General features: G+C 74.8%; 15 protein-coding genes. 3 read left to right on the top strand and 12 right to left on the bottom strand.

The features are described from left to right. Positions 1-576: 576 nt before the first annotated feature. The 10 genes from SCK26_RS13870 to SCK26_RS13825 form a co-directional block, all read right to left on the bottom strand. Positions 577-1,392, bottom strand: coding sequence for a 4'-phosphopantetheinyl transferase family protein (locus tag SCK26_RS13870; RefSeq protein ID WP_318201623.1), 816 nt, complete (start codon positions 1,390-1,392; stop codon positions 577-579). Positions 1,393-1,502: 110 nt separating this feature from the next. Further along, entirely contained in the window at positions 1,503-2,504 is a 1,002-nt protein-coding gene (sbnB, locus tag SCK26_RS13865; protein ID WP_318201622.1) for a 2,3-diaminopropionate biosynthesis protein SbnB, read from the bottom strand. A gap of 36 nt (positions 2,505-2,540) precedes the next feature. Next, the gene (locus SCK26_RS13860) at positions 2,541-3,869 is read right to left on the bottom strand and encodes an NAD(P)/FAD-dependent oxidoreductase (protein WP_318201621.1); all 1,329 of its coding nucleotides are present in this window, start codon (positions 3,867-3,869) and stop codon (positions 2,541-2,543) included. Beyond that, positions 3,866-4,132: a hypothetical protein gene (locus SCK26_RS13855; protein ID WP_318201620.1), complete on the bottom strand. Its 267-nt coding sequence runs from the start codon at positions 4,130-4,132 to the stop codon at positions 3,866-3,868. The genes SCK26_RS13860 and SCK26_RS13855 overlap by 4 nt, the downstream gene beginning before the upstream one ends. Continuing rightward, positions 4,129-5,616 carry an amino acid adenylation domain-containing protein gene (locus SCK26_RS13850; RefSeq protein ID WP_318201619.1) on the bottom strand — a complete coding sequence of 496 codons (1,488 nt, stop codon included), beginning with the start codon at positions 5,614-5,616 and terminating at the stop codon, positions 4,129-4,131. Before SCK26_RS13850 ends, SCK26_RS13855 begins: the two co-directional genes overlap by 4 nt. Next, positions 5,613-6,755, bottom strand: coding sequence for an acyl-CoA dehydrogenase family protein (locus tag SCK26_RS13845; RefSeq protein WP_318201618.1), 1,143 nt, complete (start codon positions 6,753-6,755; stop codon positions 5,613-5,615). The genes SCK26_RS13850 and SCK26_RS13845 overlap by 4 nt, the downstream gene beginning before the upstream one ends. Then, complete coding sequence (locus SCK26_RS13840) at positions 6,715-11,679, bottom strand: non-ribosomal peptide synthetase (protein WP_318201617.1); 4,965 nt, start codon at positions 11,677-11,679, stop codon at positions 6,715-6,717. Before SCK26_RS13840 ends, SCK26_RS13845 begins: the two co-directional genes overlap by 41 nt. Before the next feature lie 56 nt (positions 11,680-11,735). After that, complete coding sequence (locus tag SCK26_RS13835; protein ID WP_318201616.1) at positions 11,736-12,824, bottom strand: asparaginase; 1,089 nt, start codon at positions 12,822-12,824, stop codon at positions 11,736-11,738. After that, positions 12,821-13,780 (bottom strand): TauD/TfdA family dioxygenase, encoded by a 960-nt coding sequence (locus SCK26_RS13830; RefSeq protein ID WP_318201615.1) that lies wholly within the window; start codon positions 13,778-13,780, stop codon positions 12,821-12,823. Before SCK26_RS13830 ends, SCK26_RS13835 begins: the two co-directional genes overlap by 4 nt. Next, the gene (locus SCK26_RS13825; RefSeq protein ID WP_318201614.1) at positions 13,777-19,479 is read right to left on the bottom strand and encodes a non-ribosomal peptide synthetase; all 5,703 of its coding nucleotides are present in this window, start codon (positions 19,477-19,479) and stop codon (positions 13,777-13,779) included. The genes SCK26_RS13830 and SCK26_RS13825 overlap by 4 nt, the downstream gene beginning before the upstream one ends. Positions 19,480-19,601: 122 nt before the next feature. On the opposite strand from SCK26_RS13825, the gene SCK26_RS13820 reads away from it, so the two are divergent. The 3 genes from SCK26_RS13820 to SCK26_RS13810 are packed head-to-tail and all read left to right on the top strand — an operon-like array spanning position 19,602 to position 22,560. Next, the gene (locus SCK26_RS13820; protein WP_318201613.1) at positions 19,602-20,891 is read left to right on the top strand and encodes a cation:proton antiporter; all 1,290 of its coding nucleotides are present in this window, start codon (positions 19,602-19,604) and stop codon (positions 20,889-20,891) included. Next, positions 20,888-21,835, top strand: coding sequence for a TauD/TfdA family dioxygenase (locus SCK26_RS13815; protein WP_318201612.1), 948 nt, complete (start codon positions 20,888-20,890; stop codon positions 21,833-21,835). Before SCK26_RS13820 ends, SCK26_RS13815 begins: the two co-directional genes overlap by 4 nt. Beyond that, positions 21,832-22,560, top strand: coding sequence for a thioesterase II family protein (locus SCK26_RS13810; protein WP_318201611.1), 729 nt, complete (start codon positions 21,832-21,834; stop codon positions 22,558-22,560). Before SCK26_RS13815 ends, SCK26_RS13810 begins: the two co-directional genes overlap by 4 nt. Before the next feature lie 54 nt (positions 22,561-22,614). Here the strand turns inward: SCK26_RS13810 and SCK26_RS13805 are convergent, their stop codons facing one another. Together SCK26_RS13805 and SCK26_RS13800 are read right to left on the bottom strand one after the other, a co-directional pair. Beyond that, entirely contained in the window at positions 22,615-25,086 is a 2,472-nt protein-coding gene (locus SCK26_RS13805) for an ABC transporter permease (protein WP_318201610.1), read from the bottom strand. Continuing rightward, complete coding sequence (locus SCK26_RS13800) at positions 25,080-25,820, bottom strand: ABC transporter ATP-binding protein (protein WP_318201609.1); 741 nt, start codon at positions 25,818-25,820, stop codon at positions 25,080-25,082. Before SCK26_RS13800 ends, SCK26_RS13805 begins: the two co-directional genes overlap by 7 nt. Between the last annotated feature and the right edge of the window lie 129 nt (positions 25,821-25,949).

Below are 25,949 nucleotides of genomic sequence, written 5' to 3'. Positions count from 1 at the left end.
CCGGGACCGGCCCGCACCACGGACCCGGTGACATCAGGCCGTGGGAGGACCGGCCCGCACCGGGCCGCCGGCGGTCGGGCGCACCAGGCCGCGGGACGGCGGGTCGTACCCGGGTGCCGGCGTGACCGGTTGCGCTCAGGCCAGCTGGGCGGTGGTGCGCCAGGTGACGGGAAACCGGCCGGGTCGGGCCGCCGGGGACTCGGCGGTGTTTGAGAGCGCGGGTCGTACCGGCCCGCAGCAGGGACCCGGCGACACCAGGCCGTGGGTGGACCGGCCCGCACCGGGCCGCCGGCGGTCGGGCGCACCAGGCCGCGGGACGGCGGGCCGTACCGGGGTGCCGGCGTGACCGGTTGTGCTCAGGCAGGTTGGGCGGTGGCGCGTCAGGTGAGGGGAGGTATGCCGGTTCGGGCCACCGGACCGGCGGTGCATGAGAGGGCGGGTCGTACCGGGGTGCCGGCAGGGCTGGTTGCGCTCAGGCAGGTTGGGCGGTGGCGCGTCAGGTGACGGGAGGTATGCCGGGTCGGGCCGCCGGGGGCTTCGGCGGTGTCGGAGAGGCGGGTGCCGGCAGGGCCGGTTCTAAGGGGTGGGCGGGTGGCGTAGGAGTACGGGGCCCGGGCGGGTGTGTTCGTGGGCCAGGGCCGCTGTGCGGGCCGGGCCCAAGGGGAGGTCCTGGACGGTCCACGCCGTGGGGCGGCCCGGTTCGGCGTGGTCGACGCGGAGCGGGCCGTGCGGGTGGGTGAGGGTGTCCAGGGCGCGCAGGTCGGCGACGATGCCCACGCCCACGGCCTTGAGGACCGCTTCCTTGCGGGTCCAGGCGCGGAGGAAGAGCGCCTCGTGCTCCCGCTCGTCCCCGGCCCCGCTCAGGACGTCGAGTTCGGCGTCCGACAGCGCGATCCGGGGCGCGTCACCGAAGCCGCGCCCGGTGTGCTCCTCGATGTCGACGCCCACCTGACCGCCGGCGGTGACGGCGAGCAGCCAGTACGGCCCGGAGTGCGACAGGCTGAAGTCCAGCCGGGTCGCGGGCGCCACGATCCTGGGCCGCCCGTGCGTGGGGTCGCCGCACCGCGGACACCGGTGCCGGCCGAACCGGATCGCGGCCGGCGGGCCCCCGAGATAGTGGTCGGCGAGGATCCGGCGCACGGCCGCGTGCGCGCCCGCGTAGCGGCCGGCGAACGGCGCGCCGCGCCGCCGGAACGTGCTCAGTTCCGTGTCGTCCAGCAGGGCCGTGTCGGCCGGGTCGGGAAGGTCCGCGACCCGGCCGTGCCACACGTGCACGGCGTTGCTCCGGCCGAAGCGGCCGGCGCCGTCGCCCACCGACGGCGCGCGGCCCCGGTGGATCGTCCGGTGGACCGCTCGTCCGGGGGCGTCGGCGGCGGGCGGGGTTCGGGGCATGACGTGCCTCTCTGCGAGGAGCCGGGCGGCGCCGGAAGAGGGGAGGGCCAGGGCCGGCCGGGGGATGTACCGGCCCTGGCCCTGCTTCGGTGGCGAGGGCTCCCGGCCGGTCAGGCGGGCAGGAAGCCCTCCACCCGTACGCCGAGCCCCTGGGCCCGGGCGGCGGTGAGGACGTGGTCGGCCAGCGCGATGTCCAGGACGCCGAGACCGAACGGGGCGTAGACGACCGTCCGGCCCGGCTCGGGGCGGAATCCCTTCCCGGTGTCCTCGTCCAGGAGGAGCCGGCCGATCGTCGGTGCGATGAAGTCGCGGTGGCCCGCCGCCCGGACGGCGAGGTCGAGGGAGGTGCGCTCGCGCAGCGCGTGCTCGGTGTCGTCGACGATGTTGTACGCGCCGGTCAGCGACTCGGGCAGCAGGTCCCGCAGCGAGATGTGCAGCACGACCGTGCCCGGCTCGGCCGCTCCCAGGTCCAGGTGCGGTTCGACGGCCGAGGTGGCGATGGCGACGAGGCCGTGCGCGGCCAGCGCCTTCTCCGCGCTGTCGAGCACGAGGACCCGCGCCCCGGGCACCGCCTCGGCCGCCTGGGCGGCGAAGGCGGCGGCCCGCTCGGGCGAACTGTCGTACACCGCCAGCGAGGTGAGGTCCGGCAGTGTCGCGTGCGCGTGGCGCAGGATCTCCAGGTTGATCACCCCGCAGCCGATCAGCGACAGGCCGTCGGGACGCCGGTCGCGGGTGAGCAGCTCCGCGGCGAGGGCCGCGCTCGCCGCGGTGCGCTTGGCGGAGATCAGCGAGCCCTCGACCAGGGCCTCGGGCCGGCCCGTCTCCAGGGAGTTGAGGATGATCGCCGCGCTGGCCCGCTGGATCCCGCGCTCGATGTTGGCGGGGAAGGAGGCGATCCACTTCATGCCGGCGGCCGGCCGCTGCCCGCCCCGGTAGGCGGGCAGCCCGATGATGCGGTCGCGCGGCTGCCCGGGAAACCGCAGGAACGTCGAGTGCGGCACCGCGGTGTCGCCCTGCTCGTGCAGGCGGTAGGCGTCCGCGACGACCGACATGGTGTCGAGTTCGCAGCCGTCGAGAAGCCGCGCGACCTCGCTGTGTCGCAGGATGAGCATGACGGATTCAGTTCCTTCCGTAAGGAGCGGTGCCGGTCAGCGGGTGGCCTTGAGGGTGCCCAGGTAGGGGTGCCACAGGTGGTCGGGGTTGGCCTCCACCGCGGCCACCGCCTCGCGCATGGCGACCAGGGCCTTCGGCTCCTCGTCGTCGTACACGTCGCCCTGGAGCATCTTCAGCACGTCCTTGCGGTACCGGGGGTCCTGGACGAACGCGGTGAACAGGACGTTGAGCCGGTAGTAGATGGAGATGAACTCGTACCAGTAGCGCACCGCCCTGCGGAGCTTGGTCTCGTAGGCGGCGAACCGGTCCTTGCCGTAGTCGCCGGCCGCGTGCGCCGCGATGATGTCCCGGGAGGCGATGCGGGCGCTGTTCAGGGCCACGCTGACCCCGCTGGAGAAGATCGGGTCCACGAAGCGGGCGGCGTCGCCGATCAGGACGTAGCGGTCGCCGGTGATCTCCTTGACCGAGTAGCTGTAGTCGCCCTCGGCCTTGAGCGGGCGGACCTGGCGGCAGCCCTTGAGCGCGTCGTACAGCTCGGGGCGGCTGCCGACGAACTCCCAGAAGAACTCGTCGAGGTCGCCGCTGCCCTCGGAGAAGCGCTTCTTCTGGGTCACCACGCCGATGCTGGTGATCGTGTCGGTGATCGGGATCTGCCAGACCCAGGAGTCGTTGATCGGCAGGAAGTGCACGTAGATGTGCTCGGCCTGGGCCGCGGAGGTGGACAGCGCCTCCCGGTCCAGCCCCTCGAACCAGGCGTGCACGGCGTACTGGTCGAAGACCGGGTCGGGCACCTTGGTCTTCAGCTGCCGGCCCAGCATCGTCTGCCGGCCGGAGGCGTCCACGACCATCCCGACCGTGTAGTCCACCCGCTTGCCCGCGATCCGGGTGCGGACCACGACCTCCGGGTCGCCGAAGTCGACGCCGAGGACACGGGCCCCGTTGAGGACGGTCGCGCCCTGCTCCTCGGCGTGCCGCAGCAGGATCGAGTCGAAGCGGGACCGGTCCACGTGGTACGTGTAGTCGCGGTCCACCCCCTGCTGGTCGCGCTCGACGAACTGGATGTCCGCGGTCCAGTCGTGCTGGAGGCCGCTGAAGCCCAGCCGGGGGATGTCGCGGGATTCCGCCGAGGTCCAGGAGGCGCCGTACTTGCGCGGGAAGCCGGCCTCGTCGATCTTGTCGAGGGCGCCGATCTCCAGCAGTACCGGCGTGGTGGCCGGCACCAGCGACTCGCCCACGTGCGGCCGGGGGAAGGTCTCGCTCTCGAAGACGATCACGGAGAGCCCGGCGCGGGCCAGGTAGGAGGCGGCGGTGGAGCCGGCGGGCCCGCCGCCGATCACGGCGATGTCGAAGTCGGTGGTGTTCATCGGACGGTCTCCTGCTCCAGCTCGCAGATCATGGTGGCGATCGAGGCGGCGTTCTTGAAGTTCTTCGCGTCGATCCGGACGGCGGGCACGGAGACGTCCCACTCGTTGAGGATGAAGGCCTGCAGCAGCGCGATCCGGAGCGAGTCGACGATGCCCCACTCCAGCAGCGGGGTGTCCGCGTCGATCTCGCGGCCCTCGTCGGACCAGAGGAACTCGGTCCTGATGAAGTCCAGTACGCGGGCGGTCACGGCGTCGATGTTCACGAGCGTCCTTTCGAAAGGGACAGATGCCGCCGGACCAGCGCCGGACGGTCGATCTTTCCGTTGCGGGTCCTCGGCAGGTCGGCGAGCAGATGGACGTGGTCGGCGATCATGTAGCTGGGCAGCCGCTCCGCCAGGTGCCGGCGCAGGGCCAGCGCGCCGGGCCGGGCGCCGGCCACGGGGACGACGAAGGCGATCAGCCGGGCGTCCATGCCCTCGCCGGCCACGACGACGGCCGCGTTCTCCACGGCGTCGTGGGTGTTGCAGGTGGTCTCGATCTCGCCGAGTTCGATCCGGTGGCCGCGGATCTTCACCGCGTGGTCGCGGCGGCCGGCGTAGTCGAAGGAGCCGTCGGGCAGCACGGTGACGATGTCGCCGGTGGCGTACTCGCCGGAGCACGGCGTGCGGCCCCAGTAACCGAGCATCACCGTCGGTCCGGTGACGATCAGTTCGCCCTGCTCGCCCGGCCCGGCGACGGTGCCGGCGTCGGTCCTGGCCCACACCTCGTCGCCGCTCGCGGCCCTGCCGATCGGCACCGGCCGGTCGCGCTCCAGGTCGGCCGGGACGACCTCGTGCCAGGTGCACACGTTCGTCTCGGTCGGGCCGTAGAGGTTGAGCAGGCGGGCGTCGGTCCAGGCGGCCAGGCGGCGGACGTGGGCGACCGGGAACGGCTCCCCGGCGAACAGCAGCGCCCGCAGTCCGGCGGGAGCGGGCCGGTCCAGCAGCCCGCCGCCGCGGATCATCAGGATCAGCGCCGAGGGCACCGAGTACCAGACGGTGATCCGCTCCCGGTGCAGGAACTCCACCAGCTCGCCGGGCGCGTAGGCCAGCGCGGCCGGGACCAGGCGGACCGAGGCGCCGGCCGAGAAGGCGGCGTACAGGTCCAGCACCGACAGGTCGAAGACGAGCGGCGCGTGGTTGGCGAAGCGGTCCTCGGGGCCCGCGCCGAGCAGGTCCACGGCCCAGTCGACGAAGGCACGGGCGTTGCGGTGGCTGATGCTCACGCCCTTCGGCGTCCCGGTGGAGCCGGAGGTGTAGAGGACGAAGGCCGGGTCGTCCGGCTTCACCTCCGTGTCGACCGGCGGCGCGGCCTCGTCGCCGGGCGGGCCGGCCTCCAGGTCGAGCGCCGCGACGCCGCCGAGCGCCGCGCGGACCTCCGTCAGCCGGGTCCCCGTCGCGCACACCACCCGGGCGCCCGAGTCGCGGGCCACGGTGGCGACCCTGCCGAGGGGGGCCGTGCCGTCCTGGGGCACGTAGACGGCGCCCAGGCGCAGCACCGCCTGCATCGCCACCACGACCGAGGGCGACTTGTCGCCCCACAGGACGACCCGGTCCCCGTGGCCCACCCCGGCCCCGGCGAGGAGCCGGGCGTAGGCGTTCGCCGCGCGGTCGAGTTCCCGGTAGCTCAGCTCCCGGTCCGGGCCCGCGAGGGCCGGCCGCTCCGGATGGCGCCGGGCGGATCGAATGACCAGCTCGTGCAGGTTCACAAGCCTCTCTCCCTCGCGATGACGCTCCGGTGGATCTCGGTGGTGCCGGAGAAGAGCGTGCTGGGCACGGCGTCGCGCAGCTGCTGCTCGATGCCGGTGGAGGCGAGGTAGCCGATGCCGCCGAAGACCTGGACCGCGTCCCGGGCGTTGGCGACGGCGGCCTCGGAGACCGCGACCTTGGCCAGCGACACGGCACCGGCGTCGGCGGTGCCCTGGTCGGTGAGCCAGCAGGCGCGGTACAGCAGCAGCCGCGCCCCCTCCAGCCGCTCCGACATCACCGAGATCTTGTGCGAGACGGCCTGGAAGTCGGCCAGCCTGCGGCGGAACTGCTTGCGCGACCGGACATGGGCGACGCACCGCTCCAGCTGGTACGTCATCACTCCCAGGTAGATCGCGAACAGGCAGGCCCGTTCCCAGCCCATGGAGTGCTGGAAGATCGCCCGGCCCTGGCCCTCGCCGCCCAGCAGATAGCGGGCGGGAACCCGGACCCCGTCGAAGGTGATCCGGCCGGCCGGGCAGCCGTGCAGGCCCATCTTCTCCAGCGGCGGGCCGACGCTCAGCCCGGGCAGCTCGCGCGGGACGGCGAACCCGCTGGTGCCGAGGAACCCCGCCTCGGGCTCGGTGACGGCGTAGGTGACGATCACGTCAGACAGCGGGGCGTTGCTCGCGAACGACTTCACGCCGTCGATCACGTAGCAGTCGCCGTCGCGCCGGGCGGTCATCTCCAGCCGGGCGGTGTCGGAGCCCGCACCGTCCTCGGTGATCGCGTTGGACGCGATCAGCGAGCCGGTGGCCAGGCCCTTCAGCAGCTCCTCCCGCACCTCGGCGCCGGCGAAGTCCCGTACCGGCACCGCGCAGGCCAGCAGATGGGCGGCGACCCCGAAGGCCAGCCCGGTGTCCAGGCAGCCCTGGCCGAACGCCTCCAGGCACAGCGCGGTGTCCAGGGCGCCGAGCCCGCCGCCGCCGGCCTCCTCGGGCAGGCACAGCCCGGTGAGCCCGAGGGCCGCCGCCCTGGCCCAGTCCTCCCGGTCGAAATGGTCCGCGGGGTCCGTGCGCCGGCGGCCCGGCAGCTCCTCCCGGATCGCGGCCAGCAACCGGTCACGACGACGCTGCTGCTCGGTCGTCAAGGCGAAGTCCATTGACGTCCTCCTTTCCGTAGGCGTTGAGCTCGGCGTCGGACATCGCGTCGAGCTCGGAACGGACCAAGTCCTCGATCAGGGCCGCCAGTTCGGCGACGGTCGGGCCCTCGAAGACGGCCCTGATCGGCAGGTCCACGTCGAAGGCGTCCTGGAGCGCGGCCACCAGCCGGATGGCGAGGATCGAGTTGCCCCCGGCCCGGAAGAAGCCGGTGTGCGCGCCCACCGGGGCCGCGAGCAGGCCGGTGAAGATCTCCGCGACCCGTTCCTCGACGATCCCGCGCGGCGGCACCAGTTCGCTCTCGCGGGGAGCGGGCGCGGGCAGCGCGTCGCGGTCGACCTTGCCGTTGGCGTTCAGCGGCATCGCGGCCAGCGCGGTGAACGCGGCGGGCTGCATGTACGCGGGCAGCCGGGCGGCGCACAGTGCCGTGAGCGACCGCGTGGAGGGCTCGGTGCCGTCCGGGACGTAGACGACCTGGAGCAGCCCGTCGTGCGCGGTGGCCACGGCCTGCCTGACCTGCGGATGCTCGGCTACCACCGCGGCGATCTCGGAAAGCTCCACGCGGTAGCCGCGGATCTTGACCTGGGTGTCGGCGCGGCCGAGGAACTCCACCTCGCCGCCGTCCAGCACCCGGGCCAGGTCGCCGGTCCGGTACAGCCGGTCGCCCGGCTGCCCGAACGGGTCGGGGACGAACCGGTCCGCGGTCTGCTCCGGCCTGCCGGTGTAGCCGCGGGCGACCCCCGCGCCGCCGACGCACAGTTCGCCGACCGCGCCGATGGGGACCGGCCGGAGCCAGGAGTCCAGCACATGCGTCCGTACGCCGGGCAGGGCGCGGCCGATGGGCACGCCGTCTTGGCCGGAGCCCGCCGTGACCGGGTGGACGGTGGCGCCCACACAGGTCTCGGTGGGGCCGTACTCGTTGATCAGCCGGCCCGGTCCGAGCAAGGAGGCCCAGCGTTCGGCCAGGGCGGTGGGCAGCGCCTCGCCCGCGACGACGATCCGGGCCGCGAGGCCGGCGATCCGCTCCTCGGGCAGCCCGGACAGGATCTCCAGGTGGCCGGGCGTGAGCTTGAGGAAGGCCAGCGGTGCGGCGGCGACCAGACGGGCGCCCAGTTCGGTCAGGTCCAGGTCCTGCGGCAGCAGCGTGGTCGGCCGGCCGGCCAGCAGGCCCGCCCACAGGTTGGGGACGCCGAGGTCGAAGGCGACCGAGGTGAACACCGCCGCGCCGCCCGGGGCCGCGAGCGCCAACTCGTCCACGGCCCACCGCAGATGGCCCGCGAGAGCGGCGTGGGTGATCTCGACGCCCTTGGGTCTGCCCGTCGAACCGGAGGTGTAGATGACGTACGCCAGCCGCTCCGGGTCGGCCGGGCGGTCGGGCCGGGTGGAGGCCTCGGTGCCGTCCGGGCCCGGGGACACGGTGCGGACGCCGTCGAGGGCCGTGCGGGACAGGAGCAGGCCGGTCCCGGCGTCGGCCAGCATGTACCGGATCCGCTCGGCCGGTGTGCCCGGCTCGATCGGCAGGTAGGCCGCGCCCGCCTTCCACACGCCGAGCAGGGAGGCGATCAGGTCGGCGCCGCGGTCGACCAGGACGCCGACGACCGTGTCCGCGCCGGCGCCGAGATCCCGCAGCCGGTGGGCGACGCGGTTGGCGCGCCGGTCCAGCTCGGCGAAGGTGACCTCGCCGGATTCGGTGCGCAGCGCGACCGCGTCGGGGGTGGCGTCGGCCTGCCGCTCGAAGAGGCCCGGCGCGTCGGCGGTGTGGGCCGGGGCGGGGGTGCCGCTCCAGCGCAGCAGCGCTCCGCGCTCGGCGGCCGGGAGCAGATCGAGTGCGTCCAGGCGGGTGTCCGGGTGCGCCGAGGCCTGCCGGAGCAGCAGGGCGAACTGGTCCGCCATGCGCTCGACGGTGTCCCGCTCGAACAGGGCGGTCGCGTACTCCAGGCCGCCGGACATCCCTCCGTCGGGGCGGCGGCGCAGATAGAGGGTGAGGTCGGTCTTGGCGATCCGGGAGACCTCCACCAGGGCCGCCAGGTCGGCCGCCTCGGCGGCCGAGCCGGTCAGCTCCTCGTCGTGCAGGTCGAAGGCGACCTGGTAGAGCGGGGTGCGCGAGGAGTCCCGCTCGGGGGCGAGGTCGGCGACGAGCTGCTCGAAGGGCAGGTCCTGGTGGGCGAAGGCCGCCCGGCAGGCGTCCCGGACCCGCTCGACACCCGCGCCGAAGGACAGCCCGCCGGACAGGCCGAGGCGCAGCACCAGGCTGTTGAGGAAGAAGCCGACCACGCCTTCGGTCCCGGGCCGGTCGCGGCCGGCCACCGGAGTGCCGAGCACGGCGTCCCACTGTCCGGTGCGGCGGGCGAGCAGCGTGGCGAAGCCGGTGAGCAGCGTCATGAACGGAGTGGCCCCGCGGCTCCGGCCCAGCTCGGTGAGGGCCTCGGTGACCTCGGGCGGCAGTTCCAGCGGCACCATCGCGCCCCTGCCGTCGCGCACCCGGGGCCGCGGACGGTCGGGCCTCGGCTCCAGCGGGGCCGCGCCCTTGAGGGCCGTACGCCAGTAGGCGAGTTCCCTCTCCACCGTCTCGGGTGTGATCCGCTGTCGCTGCCAGGCGGCGAAGTCGGCGTACTGGACCGGCAGGGCGGGCAGGTGCGGCTCGCGGCCCGCGCGCAGCGCGGAGAGGATCGCGGTGAACTCGCGTTCGAGCACCGAGGAGGACCAGCCGTCGCAGATGATGTGGTGCACCGAGAGCACCAGCACCTGCCGGCCGCCGGGCGCGGGATCGCGGGCCAGCAGGGCCCGGGCGAGCGGACCGCCCGCCAGGTCGAAGCCCCGGTCCAGCTCGCGGTCGAGCACGGCGGGCAGCTCCTCGGGACCGGCCTCGGCCGTGGTCAGCCCCAGCGGGCTCGGCGGCTGTATCAGCTGCATCGGTTCGCCGTCCCGGACGGTGAACGCGGTGCGCAGCGCCTCGTGCCGCTCCACCAGCCTGTCCAGCGCGGCGGCGACCCGCTCCGTGCCGGTGCCGTCCGGCACCGGCAGGAACAGCGCGGACACCCACTCGCGGCTGCGCGGCTTCATCCGGTCCAGCACCCACAGCCGGCGCTGGCCGAAGGACAGGGGCAGCGGGCCGGTGCGGGGCAGCGGCACCGGGCCGTCCTGGCCGGCGGGGGCGTCGAGCGGGTCGCTCCGGCCGTCCGACGGCACCGGGCCGTCCTCGTCGCCGGGGCCGTCGAGCAGGCGGGCCTGGTCGGCGATCGTGGTGGCGGTCAGCAGGTCCGCGAGGGCCAGGTCGCGGCCGGTCGCCTTGCGCAGCCGGCTGACCAGCCGGGTGAACTGCAGGGACGTTCCGCCGAGTTGGTAGAAGTCGGCGTCGGGGCCGATGGCGTCGCTCTTGAACAGGTCGCGCCAGACCCGGGACACCGTCTCCTCGGCCGCCGACTGGCGCCGGCCGGCCGGCGCCGGGAGGACCGGCGCGGGCAGGGCCGACCGGTCCAGCTTGCCGCTGGAGGTGACCGGGAAGCGGTCGACCGCGATCAGCACCGACGGCACATGGGTGCCCGGCAGCCGCTCGGCGAGATAGCCGCGCAGCCCGTCCGGCACCTCCGGCGCCCGGACGTAGGCGGCCAGGGCCGGTCCGCCGCCCGGCGCCCCGACCGGCACGACGGCGGCGCCGCCGACCGCGGGATGGGCCTCCAAGGCGGCCTCGATCTCGCCCGGCTCGATCCGGACGCCGTTGATCTTGACTTGGCGGTCGATGCGCCCGAGGTACTCCAGGGCCCCGTCCGGGCGCACCCGGACCCGGTCGCCGGTGCGGTACAGCCGCGCTCCGGCGGGCCCGTACGGGTCGGGCACGAACCGCTCGGCCGTCAGGTCGGCGCGGCCGAGGTAGCCGCGGGCCACTCCCACCCCGCCCGCGAACAGCTCGCCCACGTCCGCCGGTTCGCCCCGCTCGTCCAGCACCAGCACGCGCGTCCCGGTGATCGGCCGGCCGATCGGCACCGGACCGGAGCGCTGCGCCGGGTCGAAACGGTGGGCGGTGATGTCGACGGAGCACTCGGTCGGCCCGTAGGTGTTCCAGACCGCGACCCCGGCCGGGGCCAGCTCGAGGACCCGCTGGACCGCCTCGGCGTGCAGCGGCTCACCGGCGCAGCACAGCACGCGCAGCGCGCCGCAGCGGTCCCAGCCGTCCTCCTCGGTCAGCGCGCGCAGCACGGACGGCACCACCTGGAGCACGCTCGCGCCGGTGTCGGCGACGGCCCTCAGCAGGGCCGCCGGGTCCCGCTCGGCACCCTCCGGCGCGAGCACCACCGTGCCGCCGACGGCGAGCGGCGCGAAGATCTCCCAGCCGGCCGCGTCGAAGGTCACCGGCGTCTTCTGCAGCACCCGGTCCGAGGCGTCCAGGCCGAGCGAGCCGATCGCCCACCGGACGCGGTTGGCGAGGCCCGCGTGGTCGATCACCACGCCCTTCGGGCGGCCGGTCGAGCCGGAGGTGTGCATCACGTACGCGGCCCGGCCGGGCTCGGCGGCGGCCCGCGCGAACCCCTCGGCCGGGGCGGCGGCGCCGGCGAGCACCGCAGTGGCGCCGGCCGCGGTGACCCGGGCGTGCCCGGCGGGGTCGGTGACGACCAGGGCGAGCCCGGTCTGCTCGACCAGGCCGGACAGCCGGGCGGGCGGGTGGCCGGGGTCCAGGGGCAGGTAGGCGGCCCCCGCCCGCCAGACGGCGAGCAGGGTGACGACGAGGTCGGGGCCGCGCGGCAGCAGGACGCCGACCGGCTGGTCGGGTGCCGCGCCGTGGGCGACGAGGGCGTGGGCCAGGGCGTCGGCCCGGGCGTCCAGCTCGGCGTAGGTCAGCTGCCTGCCGGCCGCGGCCACCGCCGGCCGGTCCGGGGTCAGCGCGATCTGCCGGGCCACCAGCTCGGGGACGGGCGTCGGGGCGGTCATGACAGGGTCTCCTTCGGTCTGCCGGGAGTACGGGAGTGCCGGGGTGCGGGAGCGGGTCAGGAGGTGAACTGCGGGACGCCGTAGCGGGCGAATCGCTCGGCGACGGCCGCGGGCTCCCGGGTGGTGGCGAGCGTGAGCAGCAGCAGGACGCGGGCCTTCTGCGGCAGCAGGTCCTCGGCGGGCAGGACGCCGGGGGCGTGGGCGTCGTACACGGCGCCGCCGCCCGTCCGGGCCGCGGCCACGACCGTCACGCCCTTGCCGAGGGCGCCGCGCAGCGCGCCCGCCTCGCCGGGCGAGGGGTCGCCGGCGACGACGATGCCCGCCACGCCCGCGTCGGCGAACGCGGTGATGGCCTCGCCGCCGGCGTCCGGGTAGGAGGCGACGATCTCGGTCCGCGGCAGCTTGGCCCGCCGGATCCCGGACAGGTCGAACGGCGTGCGCCAGCCGTCCTTGCCGCACTTCTGGACCCTGGCGGGCGCCCGCGGCAGCCGGATGCGGTCGCCGTCCACGGTGCCGAGCACCCCGTCCTCCCCGGCCCGGAAGGCGTCGAGGCGGAGCGTGGTGGTCTTGGTGGCCTCCCGGGCGGCGAGGATCTCGTTGTTGAACTCCACGACCGTGCCGAAGCACCGGGTGCGCCCGCTCGCGGCCAGCACGACCGAGTTGTAGAGGTTGGCGGGGCCGTCCGCGCCGAACACGTTGGACGGCCGCATGGACCCGGTCACGACCACGGGCTTCGGGCTGCGCACGGTCAGGTCGAGGAAGTAGGCCAGCTCCTCCAGGGACTTGGTGCCCGCCGTGACCACGACCGCGTCCGCCGTGCGCAGCGCCCGGTCGACCTGGCGGGACAGGTCGTAGTAGTCGGTCATCGCGGTCTGCTCCGGCCCCTCCCGGGTGGAGACCCGCGCCACCTCGTCCAGCTCCGGGCGCAGGCCGGACACGATGTCCGCGACCGGCAGCACGCTGCCGTCGTAGTCCTCGAAGGCGGCCCGGTCCCCGGCGACGCCGGTGATGGTGCCGCCGGTGCCGATCACGACCACCTCGGGCCGGTCGGCCCGGTGCGTCCCGGCCCCCTTCGCGGCGGCGGCCGGCACCGCGGGCACCAGCCCCATGAGCAGGGCCACGACGACCAGCGGGAGCCGCCTCACGACAGCACCTGGCCGTTGTCGGCGCGCAGCGCGCGGGACCGGCGGTGGTCGAGGTGGATGAAGGTGCGGTGCAGCCAGCGGTCCTCGCCGTCATAGCGCGGGGTGAAGTGGGTGCGGCCGTGCAGGGTGACCCGGTTGTCCACGATCGCGAGGTCGCCCGGGCGCAGGTAGACGGCGCGGGTGACGGTGTCCAGGGCGGCCCGCAGCACCGTCATCGCCTCGGCGGCCTGCTCGTCCCCGGGATGCGTGGCGTGGAAGTCCACCCGGACGTCGGGGTCGTCGACGTCGCCGCACAGGACCGGGTGCGGCGGGGCCTGTCCGCCGGGCCCGCCGAAGGACGGCGGCACCTCGGTGCGGAACCGTTCCTCGCCGAGCACCTTGCGCACGTCGTACGGCAGCAGCGCGATCGCCCGGCGGACCGAGGCGACCCGCAGACCGGCGCCGCCGTCGTGGTCGGGGCGCAGGCACAGCAGCGCGACCATGTCCGGCCGGTGGGCGTGGAAGGCGTTCTCCACGTGCAGTTCCAGGGGGACCGAACCGGCGTTGCTCTGCTGCTCCTCGCGGCCGGCCACCGGTACGACGTTCTGCACCAGGGCGCCGCTCTTCTCGTCCCGGTAGGCGATGACCTCGCCGAGCTGCGAGGAGACCAGGGCGATGGTCCCGGCGGCCGGGGTGGCCGCCCGCTCGACCGACTCCCGGACGGTGGGCGTGGGCGCGAGCGCGGGACCCAGCGGCAGGTTGCGGACCAGCAGCATGCCGTCCGCCTCCGGGTCGTGCCGGAACTCCCGCAGTCTGCGGCGCAGCCGGCCGGGGAGTTCCTCGGACATCCCGCGGCAGGCGTCCAGCCAGCTCCGGTCGTCGACCAGGCGCGGCTCCACCTCGGCGAGCGCCTCGGCGACCGCCCCGGTCCGCTCCCTCTCCGCCTCGGTGAGGGTGAATACGTGGTCCTCGGTCATGATGTGCCTTCCTGAACGGGATCGGACAGATCGCGGACCAGCGGGTCCGGGCCGAGCGCGACCGCTTCGAGCACCCGGGCGCAGCGCGCGGCCAGCCGCCGCGCCTCGTCGGGTCCGAAGGCGTCCGGCCGGTGCCCGAGCCGCAGCGACAGCCGCGCGCCCGGGACGACCGCCAGCCGCAGCGGGAAGTGGGTGTCGTCCGCGGCCTCGAACGCGCGCATCCGCAGCCGCCCGCCGAGGGCCGCCGCCCACGCGGAGGGATCCATCGGGTAGTTCACGAACAGCGTCGTGGTGTCGAACAGGGTGCGCAGGCCGACCGCCCGCTGGATCTCGGCCAGGCCGAGGTGGTCGTGCGGCTGCAACGCGGCCTGCTCCCGCTGGAGGCGGAGCAGCGCGGCGAGGAACGGCTCGTCGGGCGCGAGCCGCACCCGCACCGGGACGGTGTTGGTGAACAGCCCGACCATGCCCTCGACACCGGGCAGTTCGGGCGGCCGGCCGGACACCGAGGAGCCGAAGACCACGTCGTGGCCGCCGGTCAGCTCGCCGAGCACCACGGCCCAGGCGCCCTGCACGACGGTGTTCAGCGTCAGACCGTGCGCCGCCGTACGGGCCGTCAGCGCCTCGGTGGTGGCCTCGTCCAGCTCGCGGACGACCAGCTCGTGCGCCACCTCGGTACGGCCCGTGGTGCCGGCCAGGGTCGGACCGGGCAGGCCGGCCAGCGCCTCGCGCCAGGCCTGACGCGCCGCGTCCCGGTCCCGGCCGGCGAGCCAGGCCGCGTACCGCCCGTACGGCGTGACGGGCGCGAGCCGGTCCCCGGCGTACAGGGCGAACAGTTCCCGCACCAGCACCGAGGTGGACCAGCCGTCCCACACGATGTGGTGGACGGTCAGCACCAGCCGGTACCGCCGCGCGCCCAGCCTGAGCAGCAGGAACCGCAGCAGCGGCGGCTCCGCCGGGTCGAACCGGCCCCGGCGGTCCGCGGCGGCCAGCCGTACGGCCTCAGCCTCCGGGCCGGGACGGCCGGCCAGGTCCTCCTCCCGCCAGGGCAGCGCCACGCGGGCCGGCAGGACCTGGACCGGCTCGTCCAGGTCGCCGTAGTAGAAGGCGGCGCGCAGGTTGGCGTGCCGGTCCAAAGCGGCCTCGGCGGCGGACCTCATCCGCGCGGCGTCGAGGTCCCCGTCGAGGTCGACGCTCAGCTGGGCCGCGTAGACGTCGAGCGTGTGCTCGGTCCGCATGCTGTGGACGAGGAAACCTTCTTGCAGCGGAGAGAGCGGCAGCAGGTCGGCGAGCGGGCCGTAGCGCCCGGCCAGTTCGTCGATCTCGTCCTGGTCCAGGCCGACCAGCGGCACGTCGGACGGGGTGAGCCCGCCGGCCCCGGGTTCCCGGCCGTGCCGGGCCAGGCCCTCCAGGGCCGACCGGAACAGGCCGGTCAGTTCGGCGACCCGCTCGTCCGCGAAGAGCCGCCGCGGCCAGTGCACGGTGACGGTCAGCTCGGGCCCGGACGGGCCGTCGAAGGTGGCCGCGACGATCTCCAGCTCGTGCGCGAACGGCATCCGCGGGTCGGCGTCGGCGTGGAAACCCCCGTCGGTCAGCTCCCAGTCGGCGTCCTGTCCCGAGGAGAACCGGCCCAGGTAGTTGAAGCCGACGCGCGGGGCGGGCAGCTGGGACAGCCGGGCCCGGGACGGCTCGTGGAGGTAGCGCAGCATGCCGTAGCCGAGGCCGTGGTCGGGCAGCTCGCGCAGCTGCTCCTTGACCCGCTTGAGCGCGTCGCCCAGCGCCGGGCCCGCCGCCACCACCTGGGGCCAGGCGACCTCGCCCGGGTCGAGGCGGGCCGGGTACATGCTGGTGAACCAGCCGACGGTGCGGTCCAGGCGGACACCGGGGAAGACGTCCTCTCGGCCGTGCCCCTCCAGGTCGCAGAGCACCGCGCCGTCCGCGCCGCGCCAGCGGCGGTAGGCCAGCGCCAGCCCGGTCAGCAGCACCTCGGTGACCCCCGCGCCGAACGCGGCGGGCACCTCGGTGAGCAGCGCCCCGGTCGTCTCGGGAGGGAGGGCCACGGTCAGGCTGCGGGCGGTGCCGAACAGGTCGGCGGCCGGGTCCAGGCCGCCGGCCGCGGCCCCCGGATCGGCGGTGCGCGCGATCCGCTCCCACATCGCCAGCTCACCGGTCCGCTCCGGTGCCGCCTCGGCCAGCCGGCGGGCCCAGGTGCGCACCGAGGTGCCCACCGCGGGCAGCGGAGTGCCGGTCATCGCCGAGGCGAGGTCCTGGAGGAGCACCCGCCAGGACACGCCGTCCACGGCCAGATGGTGCAGGGTCAGCTGAAGCAGGCCGGGGGCGCCCGGTCCGCCCGGGAACCAGACGGCCTGGTGCAGGACGCCCCGCGCCGGATCGAGCCGGTCCCGCGCGGCCGCGCGATGCTCGTCCTCCCGGCCCGCTCCGGCCGTGACGGTCAGCTCGGGTACGACCGTGCCGGGCGGCCTGACCTCCAGGCGCCGGCCGCCGTCCGACCGCAGGCGCAGGGCGTCGTGGTGGTCGATCAGGATGCCGAGGCCGTCGGCCAGGGCCTCGGACGTGGTGCCCGCGGGCGTCCGCACCGTCACCGACTGGCTGAACCGCGAGCTGGGGACGTCCTGTTCGGCCAGCCAGGCCACGATCGGGGTGAGCGGCACCTCGCCGATGCCCGCGCCCTCCGGCTCGGCGGCCTCCTCGTCGGGCAACGGCCGTGCGATGCCGGCCAGTTCGGCGGGCGTCGGGTGCAGGAAGACCTCGCGCGAGGTGAGTTCGAGCCCGGCCTTGCGGGCGCGGCTGACCAGTTGCAGCGCCATGATGCTGTCGCCGCCCCGGTCGAAGAAGGAGGCCCTGGCACCGACCCGGTCCAGCCCCAGGACGTCGGCGAAGAGCGCGCGCAGCGTTTCCTCGGCCGGGGAGCCGGGCAGGTCGGTGTCGTCCTGCCGCGCCTCGGGCGGTGCGGGCAGCGCGCGGCGGTCGAGCTTGCCGTGCGGGGTCAGCGGGAACGCGTCCAGCACGACGAGCGCGGAGGGCACCATGGCCTCGGGCAGGATCCGCCGGGCCAGCTCCCGGACCTCGGCCGGATCGAGCGGCCCGGCCGGGATCAGATAGCCGACCAGGCGCCGGGCGCCGGGACGGTCCTCCCGCACGGCCACGGCCGCCGCGCGGACACCGGGGTGCCGGCTCAGCGCGGCCTCCACCTCGCCGGCCTCGATCCGCAGCCCGCGCAGCTTGAACTGCCCGTCGCCGCGGCCGAGATACTCCAGCTGGCCGTCCGGCCGCCGGCGGACGCGGTCCCCGGTCCGGTACATGCGGTCGCCGTCCGGGCCGAACGGGCAGGGCAGGAAGCGGTCCGCGGTCAGGTCCGGGCGGCCGTGGTAGCCGCGCGCCACGCCGGCGCCCGCGATGTACAGCTCGCCGGGGCAGCCGACGGGGACGGGCTCCAGCCGCTCGTCCAGCACGTAGACCCGGGCCCCGGAGACGGGCCGGCCGATCGGCGGCCGTCCCTCGGCGCACAGCGGGCCGCTGCCGGTCGCCGCCACGGTCGTCTCGGTCGGTCCGTACATGTTGAACATGCGGCGGCCCGGCGCCCAGCGGGCCACGAGCGCCTCGTCCACGGCCTCGCCGCCGACGATCAGCACGTCCAGGCCGGGCAGTTCCCGGGCGGGCAGACCGGCCAGCACGGCGGTCGGCAGCGCCAGATGGGTGATACGGGCGTCCCGCAGCAGCACCGAGAGGTCGTCCGGCGCCAGCGCCGAGGTGTCCGGCGCGAGCACCAGCGTGGCACCGGAGACCAGCGCGGGCCAGATGTCGCCCACGGCGGCGTCGAAACCGGGCGAGAGGTACTGAAGCACCCGGCTGCCGGGTCCGAGCCCGAACCGCTCGGCGTGGTCGAGGGCGAGGTTGGCGAGCGCGCCGTGCGGGACGACCACGCCCTTGGGCAGACCGGTCGAGCCCGAGGTGTAGATGAGGTACGCGGCCGAGTCCGGGTCGGGACGGCCGAAGCCGCTCCCGGCCGTCCCGGCGGGACCCTCCTCGGTGAGGACGCACACCGGGGCGGCGTCCGCCAGCAGGTGGTCGATCCGCTCCCGCGGGTAGCCGGGGTCGACCGGGACGTAGGCGGCGCCGGCCCGCAGGCAGGCGAGCATCGCCACCACGAGGCCGGCCGTGCGCGGCATCAGCAGCGCCACGTTCGTGCCCGGTCCCGCGCCCTGTGCGCGCAGCCGGGCGGCCAGCGCGTCGGCCCGCGCGTTGAGTTCGCCGTAGGTCAGCGTGGTCTTCCCGGCCTCGACGGCCGGCTCCCCGGCCGGCCGCGCGGCGACGAGCCCCGGCACGTCACCGGTGTGCGCGGGTGAGGGCGCCCGGAGGGGCAGCAGGGCCGTGCGCTCGTCCGGGGTCAGCAGCTCCAGCTCGCCGATCGGCGTGTGCACCGAGGCCGCCGCCCGCGCGACGAAGGCGGCCAGCCGCGCGGCGTGCGCGGCCAGGCCGTCGGCGTCGTGCAGCTCGGGTCCGGCGTCGAAGAGCAGCGTGCCCGGCGTGCCGTCCGGCCGGCCGCTGACCGCCACGGACAGATCGGGGGCGGGACCGGAGGCCAGGTTCGTCACCCGGCCGGTGGCGCCGCCGAAGTCCAGGTCGCGCTCGTACGGCATGAAGTTGACCAGCGTCCCGAGCAGACCGCCCTCCCGCCCGGTCACGCCCAGCTCGCGGCACAGGTCCTCGTGCCGGTAGCGCTCGTGCCGCAGCGCGGTCCCGATCTCCGCCGCCACCACGGGCACCAGGTCGGCGAGGCTCGCCTCCGGCGGGATGTCGAAGCGCAGCGCGACCGTGCCCGTCGCCATCCCGGGCACCCGCCGCGAGCGGGGGCCGCGCCGTCCGGAGACCGGCAGGCCGAGGATCACGTCGGAGCGGCCGGTCATCCGCCGGACATAGCCGGCGGTCGCCGCGACGAGGACGGTCTGCCAGGTGGCGCCGACGGTCTGCGCGGCCCCGGCCAGCGCCGCGCGCCCGGCCCCGGGCAGCGGCTCCTCCCGGCGCAGGCGCGGCGGGCGGTCGCCGGCCGGGGCGGCGCCGGGCAGCAGGACGGGCTCCGGGCGGTCCGCGAAGCGGGCGGTCCAGTAGGCGCGGTCCGCCTCGAACAGCGGCGAGGAGCGGTAGCCCGCCTCCTCCTCCGCGAGGGTCGCAAGCGGCTCGAAACCGGCCGGGCCGGGCCGCTCGCCGCACAGAGCGGCGAGCCGGTCGCGCAGCAGATGCACGCCGTAGGCGTCCACGAGAAGGTGGTGAATTCTGTAGTAGAACAGCAACCGCGACGGACCGAGCCGGAAAACGGCCGCGTGCGACAGCGGCCCTTTCTCCAGATCCACGGATGTCGCCAGATCGGCGTCCATCCATTTCCGGGCGGCTTCCTCCGGGTCCGCGTCATCGCGCAGATCGACCAGGGGAGGCGGACCCGCCGGGGCCGCGGCCACGTACTGCCGCAGACCCTCGCCGTCCTCGCCGACCGAGGTCACCCGCAGCACCTCGGCCTCGGAACACAACCGCACCCAGGCCCGCCGGAGCACCTCGGGGTCCAGGTCACCGCGGATGTCGATGCACTCACCGCAGTTGTAGCGCCGGCCCGATGGGTCCAGCTGATGGGCGAACCAGACGCCCTGCTGCGCCATGGAGAGCGGAAGCCGCCGTTGGTATTCCATGCCGGAGAGCGTGCGCGGCCCGGCTATCAGCCGCCTATAGCAAAACGACCTCCGGTCATGACGCCGGACGGGTATAGCGGCAATATGGGCGCGTTATCGGGTCCGATTTGACGCTCGGCCTCATGGTGATAGCCGCGAATCCGGTAGCGCCCCTTCCCGCGGACCGGTTGCTGACGTTTCTGCTCCAGGCGGGCCTGCTGCTGGGCACCGCGCTGATCCTGGGCAGGCTGGCCCGGCGGGTGAACCTGCCCGCGATCGCCGGCGAGTTGTGCGCCGGGGTGCTGCTCGGCCCGTCCGTGCTCGGCGCGCTCGGCGTGTGGCACGGCCCGGACACCGGGCAGATGCACCTCCTCGACGCCACCGGCCAGATCGGCGTCCTGCTGCTGGTCGGCCTGTCCGGCGCCGAGCTGGATCTGCGGCTGGTGCGCACCCGCGGGGCGACCGCGGCGAAGATCAGCCTCGGCGGGCTGCTGGTGCCGCTCGCCTTCGGGGTGGCGGCGGGCCTCGTCCTGCCGCTGTCGCTGCTGTCGGGCGGCGCGGACCGCACGGTCGTCGCGCTGTTCCTCGGTGTGGCGATGTGCGTGAGCGCCATCCCCGTCATCGCCAAGACCCTGCTGGACATGAACCTGCTGCACCGCAACGTGGGGCAGCTGACCCTGACCGCGGCCGTCATGGACGACGTGGTCGGCTGGCTGTTGCTCTCGGTGGTGTCCGCGATGGCCACGACCGGCCTGCGGACACAGACCGTGCTGGGCTCCGTCGCCGAGATCGCCGCCGTGCTGCTGGTCGCCGTGTTCGTGCTCCGGCCGGCGGCCCGCGTCGTGCTGCGGCGCGGTCCGGCGATCGCGCCGGTGGCGGTCATCCTCCTGCTGGGCGGCGCGGCCACCCAGGCACTCGGCATCGAGGCCGTGTTCGGCGCGTTCGTCTGCGGTGTCGTGATCGCGTCGGTCAATCCCCGTCCGGAGGCCCTGGTCCCGCTGCGCACGGTCACCCTGACCGTCCTGGCGCCGCTGTTCTTCGCCCTGGCCGGCCTGCGGATGGACCTGACCGCGCTGGCCGATCCCGCGGTCGCCGCGGTCGCCGCCGGCATCCTGCTGCTGGCCGTCGCCGGCAAGTTCCTCGGCGCCTGGATCGGGGCCAGGGCCAGCGGCCTCACCACGGCGGAGGCGCTGGCCTGCGGTGCCGGCATGAACGCCCGCGGTGTCATCGAGGTGATCGTCGCGATGACCGGGCTGCGGCTCGGCGTCCTGAACGCCACCGCCTACACCACGATCGTGCTCGTCGCGATCGTGACCTCCCTCATGGCCCCGCCCCTGCTGCGCAGGGCGATGGACCGCATCGAGCACACCGCCGAGGAACAGATGCGGCTGGCCTGGCCGTCCGTCCCGGAGAAGAAATCGGAGATCCCATGAGCGACCTGCCCCACCTCATCGAGGGCGCGCCCGGTGCCCCGCCGCTGGCGGAGTTCACCGCGCTGCACCGCGACGACCTGCGCGGCCGGCTGACCCGGCACGGCGCCGTGCTGCTGCGGGGCTTTCCCACCGGCCCCGATCTGCTGCGCGGCGTCGACGAGGTGGTCCGCGCCTTCTCGGGCCCGCCGCTGGAGTACGCCGAGCAGTCGTCCCCGCGCACGGCCCTGCACGGCAACATCTACACCTCCACGGACTACCCGCCCGACGAGGAGATCTTCCTGCACAACGAGAACTCCTACCAGGCGTCCTGGCCCGGAACGCTGTTCTTCACCTGCGTCGAGCCGCCGCACACCCGGGGCGCGACCCCGCTCGCCGACACCCGGGAGATCTACCGCTCGATCGACCCGGCGGTCCGGGCGGAGTTCGTGGAGCGCGGCTGGATGGTCGTACGCAACTACCGGCCGCGCTTCGGCGTCGACTGGCGGACCTCCTTCGGCACCGAGGACCGCGACGAGATCGCCCGCCTGTGCGCGGGCCGCGACCTCGGCTGGTCCTGGGGAGACGGCGACGTGCTGCGCACCGAGGGCGTCCGCAGGGCCGTCCACCGGCACCCGGTCACCGGGGAGTCCGTCTGGTTCAACCACATCACCTTCTTCCACGACAGCACGCTGCCGCCGGATGTGCGGGAGGGCCTGCTGGAGCTGTTCGGGGCCGACGGCCTGCCGGCCAACAGCTACTACGGCGACGGCGGCACCATCCCCGACGACGTCATCGCCCATCTGCGCGACCGCTACCGCACGGCCCGTCGCAGGTTCGACTGGCGGCGCGGGGACGTGCTCCTGGTCGACAACATGCTGGCGGCGCACGGCCGGGAGCCGTTCACCGGGCCGCGCAGGATAGCCGTGGCCATGGCCGAGCCCGTCGTCCCGGCGGGTCTGCGGTGAGCTGGTTCCGTACGTTCCACGTCCGGCCCGAGGCCCGCGTCCGCCTGGTCTGCCTTCCCTACGCAGGCGGCGGCGCGGGCCTCTACCGCGCGCTGGCACAGAAGCTCACGCCCGAGATCGAGGTCGTGGCCGTGCAGTACCCGGGCCGTCAGGACCGGCGTGCCGAGGCCCCGGTCGAGGACCTGGAGGCGCTGGCCTCCCGGATCGCGGACGAGCTGACCGCCCTGGACGGCCCGCCCGTGGCGCTGTTCGGGCACAGCCTGGGCGCCACGGTCGGCTTCGAGGTGGCCCGCCGGATGCTCCCCAGGTTCCCGTCGCCGGTCGTCCGGCTGTTCGTCTCCGCCCGCAGGGCGCCCGCCGACCACCGGCCGAGCGGCCGGGACTTCCGGGAGGACGCCGTGCTGCGGGCCTGGGCCGAGCGCTCGGGCGAGGCGGCCCGGCAGGCCGCGGCCGACCCCGACCTGTGGCAGCTGGCGGCTCCCTCGCTGGCCGCGGACCTGACGATGTCGGAGACCTACACGGTCCGGCCCGGCGCCAAGGTGACCTGCCCGGTCACCGCCATCGCCGGCACCGCCGACCACGGCTGCGGGACGGCGGAGATGGGCCGCTGGGCGGCGCACACCATCGGCGGCTTCGAGGTCGCCGAGGTCGCGGGCGACCACTACTTCATCGACGACCCCTCCGACCGGCTGTGCGGGATCCTCGAAGGACTCGTCGGGGCCTGAGAGCACGCGAAAGGGGCGGGATCCGTGTGGATCCCGCCCCTTTCGGCGTGGGTCCTACTCTCCCTTGCCGGCCAGGTCGAGCAGCCGGCCCCGCAGGAAGAAGCGGGTGGCGACGACCGCGACGGTCACCGCGACGACGGCGCAGGCGGCGCCCACGGCGACGATGGACCCCCACGGCACCGCGAAGGCGAACCCTCCGGCCAGCTTGGTCAGCGCGGCCCGCTGGCCGGCCACCACCAGGCCGGCCGCGACCGCGCCGAGGATCACCCCGGCGACCGCCGCGACCGCGGTCTCCGCCGCGACGTACTTGAGCGTGTCGCCGCGCGTGGCGCCGGACAGGTTCAGGGCCGCCAGCTCCCGGCGCCGGCCCGGGGCCGCCATGACCAGGGTGTTGGCGATCGCGAGCAGCGCGTAGCCGAGCGCCAGCCCGAACACGATCAGCGTCGCGAGCCGCGCCTGGTCCTGCTGGTCGGCGCGCATCTCGTCGAGGAACTCGGCCATCGGCGCGACCCTGACCGGCTGGTCGTGCGCCGCCTCGCGCAGCGCGGCGGCCACCGCGGCCCGGTCGCCGCCGCGGCCGACCTTCACGTCGATCCGGGTCGGCTCGCCACCGGCCGCGTGGGCGCCGGACACATAGCCGGTCTCGCCGAGCACCGACGGTCCGCTCAGCGCCGCGACCGTCAGGTTCACCGCCGTGCCGTCGGGCAGCCCGGCCTTCACCTCGTCCCCGGCCTTGATGCCGAACTCGGCCGCGGTGTCCTCGTCGAGGACGAGCTGCCGGTCGCCGAACCGGTCGAGCGAGCCCTCGGTGATCTTCAGGTCCTGGGTGGCGGCCAGCGCCTTCGGGTCCACCGCCCAGCTGGACAGCGTGCCGATGTAGCGGTCCTTCGCCCCGGACAGCCGCAGTTCGCCCGGGGTCAGCGCGGCGGCCTGGACGCCCGGCAGGGCGAGCACCTTCTCCCGGGTGGCGGCGCCGATGGTGGCTCCGTCGTCGGCGACCATCGTGTAGTCGGCCTTGGCCTGGGCGCGCAGCCCCGCCGCGCCGGCGTCGCCGGCGGCGATCGGCGCGGTGAGCAGCGCGCCGCCGAGGCCGAGCGCCAGCACGACCGGCGCCGCGACCGAGGCGGTGCGGCGGCCGGCGAACAGCGCGCCTTCCCGCACGATCATGGCTCCGGCGCCGAGCCGGCCCAGCGGCCAGGAGGCGAGGAACAGCACCGGGCGCAGCAGCAGCGGGGTCAGCAGCGCGCAGCCGCCCACGATCAGCACCGGCACCGGGAAGTAGTTCTGCATGCTCATCGCGGTGAGCGGGCTGTCCACCGCCGACAGGCTCTTCTGCAGGCCCAGCCCGAGCAGGGCGACACCGAGCACCAGGCGGACGGGGGTCAGCACCCGGCGGTGCCCGGTGGCCTCGCGCAGCGCCTCGGCGGGCTTGACCCGGCCCGCCTTCCAGGACACGGCGGCGGTGCCGAGCATCGCCGACAGCAGACCCGCGGCGAAGGCGATCACCAGGGGCGGCCAGACGACGTCGATCTCGTACCAGGCCGGCGCGATGTCCTTGTCGATCATGAAGTCCTGGAGGAGCGCGGCACCCTGGCCGCCGATCAGACAGCCCAGCGCGGAGGCGACCGCCGCCAGCAGCAGCGCCTCCAGCAGCACCATCCGCCGCACCTGCCAGGGCGTCGCCCCGATGGTGCGGAACAGGGCGAGTTCGCGGCGGCGCTGGTCCACCACGAACGCGAAGGTGGCGATCACCACGAAGACCGCGACGAACGCCACGATCATCAGCGAGGTGCCCGCCATGCCCTCGGCGTCCCTCAGCTGGTCCCGGCCGCCCTCCTGGTCGGCCTCGGCGAGCAGCCGGGACTCCCCGGTCAGCACGCTCGCCCGCCCGGCCGCCTCGCGGACCTCGCCGAGCGGGCCGTAGGCCACGACGGCCTGGACACCGGGCGACAGCCTCCTGGCCTCGGCGTCGGTGAAGAACACGGCATCCTCGAACCAGACCAGAGCGGTGACGCCGACGACCTTGTAGCCGGTGAACGTGCCGTTCACGGCGACCTCGACCCGCTTGCCGACCAGGGCGGGATCGCCGCCGCCGACCACGATCTCGCCGGCGGCGTGCGGGGCCCGGCCCGAGGCGAGCCGGTAGGGGGTGAAGGCGGCCGCCGACCACGGATGGCCGACCTGGTCGCCGGGACCGCCGGGCAGCCGGGCGGAGAACGACCGGTCCTCGACGGTCCGGCCGGTGCCGGCCAGCGCGCGCACGGTGGACGCGGGCAGGTCGCCCGGGCGCGCGATCGGGAACTCGCGCGCGTCGCCGTCGTCGTCGGTCAGCTTGTAGGTGACGGGCTGGGTCACGACGGCGGGGGCCGCGGCGTACCGCTGCGGCCCCGACAGATCGGTGGACCCCACGGCCCACAGGGCCAGGGTCATCATCGCGATGATCCCGACCCCCAGCGCCAGGGCGATGAACGCGCCCGCGTACGAGACGGCACGGGCTCGTACGGTCGCGAGCGCCAACCTCACCATGACTGCTCCAGCTTCGTGATCCGCGCCGCGGCCAGCTCGGGGGTGGGGGATTCCAGCACGCCCGCCGGACGGCCGTCGGCCAGGAAGACGATCTGGTCGGCATAGGAGGCGGCGACCGGGTCGTGGGTGACCATGATGATGGTCTGCCCGCTGGTGTCGACCAGCTCGCGCAGCAACTGCATGACCTGCCGGGAGGACTTGGAGTCCAGCGCCCCGGTCGGCTCGTCGGCGAACAGCACCTTCGGCCCGGTCAGCAGCGCCCGCGCGATCGCGACCCGCTGCTGCTGGCCGCCGGACAGCTCGCCGGGACGGTGCTGCTTGCGCTCGCCCAGCCCCAGCCGCTCCAGCGCGGCGTCCACGGCCTTGCGGGCGGGTTTCCTCCCCGCCAGCATCAGCGGGAGCGCCACGTTCTGCCGCGCGGTCAGCGACGGGATCAGATTGAAGGTCTGGAAGACGAAGCCGACATGCTGTCGTCTCAGCCTGGTCAGCGCGGCCTCGCTCAGGCCGCGCAGCGGGGTGCCCGCCAGCGTGACCTCGCCGGAGTCGACCCGGTCTATGCCGGCCGCGCACTGCAACATGGTCGACTTGCCCGAACCGGAGGGGCCCATCACCGCGGTGAAGACCCCTTCGGGGAAGTCCAGCGTCACCTCGTCGAGGGCGATGACCCTGTTGTCGCGCTTGCCGAATCCTCTGCTCACGGACTCAAGCCGCACCATCGCCGTTCCCGTATCCATATCCGGAACGGTAGGCGCGGGATCTATACCCGGCCCATACGTCCGGCCCAGTCGGCCGGTTCCGGCCGCGCGCACCTCCTTGGCCTCGGTGTATCTGGCGAATATGGCTCGGTTATGGCGGGTTCCCGA

It is taken from the genome of Streptomyces sp. SCL15-4 (genome assembly GCF_033366695.1).
GTDB lineage: Bacteria > Actinomycetota > Actinomycetes > Streptomycetales > Streptomycetaceae > Streptomyces.
This window is presented reverse-complemented; position numbering and strand designations above follow the sequence as displayed.

What these genes read in the sequence shown, in the direction of transcription:
- SCK26_RS13830 (WP_318201615.1), bottom strand. Translation starts at nt 13,780, where the DNA reads ATGACCGAGGACCACGTATTCACCCTCACCGAGGCGGAGAGGGAGCGG.
- SCK26_RS13815 (WP_318201612.1), top strand. Translation starts at nt 20,888, where the DNA reads ATGAGCGACCTGCCCCACCTCATCGAGGGCGCGCCCGGTGCCCCGCCG.
- sbnB (WP_318201622.1), bottom strand. Translation starts at nt 2,504, where the DNA reads ATGCTCATCCTGCGACACAGCGAGGTCGCGCGGCTTCTCGACGGCTGC.
- SCK26_RS13845 (WP_318201618.1), bottom strand. Translation starts at nt 6,755, where the DNA reads ATGGACTTCGCCTTGACGACCGAGCAGCAGCGTCGTCGTGACCGGTTG.
- SCK26_RS13805 (WP_318201610.1), bottom strand. Translation starts at nt 25,086, where the DNA reads ATGGTGAGGTTGGCGCTCGCGACCGTACGAGCCCGTGCCGTCTCGTAC.
- SCK26_RS13840 (WP_318201617.1), bottom strand. Translation starts at nt 11,679, where the DNA reads ATGACCGCCCCGACGCCCGTCCCCGAGCTGGTGGCCCGGCAGATCGCG.
- SCK26_RS13860 (WP_318201621.1), bottom strand. Translation starts at nt 3,869, where the DNA reads ATGAACACCACCGACTTCGACATCGCCGTGATCGGCGGCGGGCCCGCC.
- SCK26_RS13820 (WP_318201613.1), top strand. Translation starts at nt 19,602, where the DNA reads ATGGTGATAGCCGCGAATCCGGTAGCGCCCCTTCCCGCGGACCGGTTG.
- SCK26_RS13800 (WP_318201609.1), bottom strand. Translation starts at nt 25,820, where the DNA reads ATGGATACGGGAACGGCGATGGTGCGGCTTGAGTCCGTGAGCAGAGGA.
- SCK26_RS13825 (WP_318201614.1), bottom strand. Translation starts at nt 19,479, where the DNA reads ATGGAATACCAACGGCGGCTTCCGCTCTCCATGGCGCAGCAGGGCGTC.
- SCK26_RS13870 (WP_318201623.1), bottom strand. Translation starts at nt 1,392, where the DNA reads ATGCCCCGAACCCCGCCCGCCGCCGACGCCCCCGGACGAGCGGTCCAC.